The following is a 1,024-nucleotide window of genomic DNA, read 5'->3' as shown; positions in this document are numbered from 1 at the left end:
TGCTGCTCGACCGGCGCCGCGGGGCGCGGGGCAGGCTTCGCCGCCGGCGCGGCGGGTGCCGGCGCCGGTGCTGCCGCACTGGCTGTACTGGGCGTGGGGGCCGCCGGCCTGGCCGTGGGGCCAGGGCGGCCGGGAGACCGCTTGGCTCCCTTGCCGGTTCCTTGATTGGCGAACGCCTCGCGAAGCTTGCGGACGACTGGGGGCTCGATGGTCGAGGACGCCGACTTGACGTACTCCCCGAGATCGCCCAGCTTGCCGAGGACGTCCTTGCTCGTCACACCGAGCTCTTTCGCGAGCTCGTGTACCCGGACCTTTGCCACTGCTCTCCTTCTCGGCCCGGGCGTGTCGGCTCGGACCGGCTAGGTGGTGCGCGTGCTCATCGCTGCGTGCTCATCGAGCGCTCGTGAGCGTCACGTCGTGTCTCCTTCATCCGTTCCAGCCGGCCGTTGCGGCCGACCGGGTCGATCCTCGTGCTCGGCGAGCCAGCGACGCAGCTCTGCACCGTCGAGCGGTCCCTCGGCGCGTAGTGCGCGCGAGAACGCTCGACGACGCTCGGCTTGGTCGAGGCACCCCTGGCTCGGGTGCAGGTACGCACCGCGGCCCGGGAGCCGGCCGTCGAGGTCGGGAACCAGCGCCCTTCCGGCGCCGGTACCGCCCGCGACGACGCGGAGCAGTTCGGACTTCACCGCACGAGACCGGCATCCTACGCACGTGCGCACAGGAGACCGGCCGGGCGCGCGGTCTTTCACTTGAACAGTTTAGCGTCTATCGGGCCTGAACGGTCACGCGGGCGCACCGGCACCCCGATCGGAGGTCTCGGGCTCGGTGTCGGGGCGGATGTCGATGCGCCATCCGGTGAGCCGCGCGGCCAGTCGCGCGTTCTGTCCCTCACGCCCGATGGCCAGCGAGAGCTGGAAGTCGGGCACCGTCACGCGAGCCGATCGGGCGGCGGCGTCGACGATCTCGACGCGCTGCACGCGGGCCGGCGACAGGGCGTTGGCGACCAGCTCCGCGGGGTCCTCGG

2 protein-coding genes and 1 pseudogene are annotated in these 1,024 nt (G+C 72.2%); all 3 read right to left on the bottom strand.

The annotated features are described in order from the left end of the window. Positions 1–320 (bottom strand): translation initiation factor IF-2 N-terminal domain-containing protein (locus DY240_RS22580; protein ID WP_199702084.1); only part of this gene is annotated, 320 nt, incomplete at its 3' end. Between the two features lie 90 nt (positions 321–410). Continuing rightward, positions 411–749 (bottom strand): YlxR family protein, encoded by a 339-nt coding sequence (locus DY240_RS22575; protein WP_199702081.1) that lies wholly within the window; start codon positions 747–749, stop codon positions 411–413. Positions 750–782: 33 nt separating this feature from the next. Beyond that, positions 783–1,024, bottom strand: a pseudogene (locus tag DY240_RS22570) (transcription termination factor NusA); the annotation flags it as partial.

Source organism: Jiangella rhizosphaerae, from assembly GCF_003579925.1.
GTDB lineage: Bacteria > Actinomycetota > Actinomycetes > Jiangellales > Jiangellaceae > Jiangella > Jiangella rhizosphaerae.
This window is presented reverse-complemented; position numbering and strand designations above follow the sequence as displayed.